This is a genomic window from Streptomyces sp. SID13726 (assembly GCF_010548375.1).
In the GTDB taxonomy this organism is placed as follows: domain Bacteria; phylum Actinomycetota; class Actinomycetes; order Streptomycetales; family Streptomycetaceae; genus Streptomyces.
This window is the reverse complement of sequence record NZ_JAAGLY010000885.1, coordinates 1-383: the sequence shown is the minus strand read 5'-3', so window position 1 is coordinate 383 and position 383 is coordinate 1. Positions and strand designations below refer to the sequence as shown.

1 pseudogene is annotated in these 383 nt (G+C 74.2%); it reads right to left on the bottom strand.

Annotated features, from left to right (window positions below):
- Nucleotides 1-383 (bottom strand): annotated as a pseudogene (locus G3I78_RS50810) (phosphate acetyltransferase); the annotation flags it as partial.

The following is a 383-nucleotide window of genomic DNA, read 5'->3' as shown; positions in this document are numbered from 1 at the left end:
CTCCTCGCCGCCCTCGGGCGGCACCACGCGGCGGCGCTCGGCGCGGGCCCGCTCCAGCAGCTCGTGCTCGAACATCATCGGCGTGACCCGCTCGGAGCGGGCCACCGACAGCAGCCCGCGCAGCTCGGCGGTGTCCACGTGCCGCTCGAACAGGCCGAGCGCGGTCTCCAGCTTGCGCGGGGTCGCGGAGTTCAACCGGCTCTGCAGCGAGAAGAGTTCGGCGGCGGTCGGGAAGCTGTTGCCGGCCACCGAGACCACCGGCGTGCCCGGCGCGAGCTTCGAGGCCAGCGTCAGGATGTCCGCGGTCGGGCGCTCGTTGAGCGTCAGCAGCACACCGGCGATCGGCGGGGTGCCGGAGGTGTACCCGGCGAGCGCGCCGATGA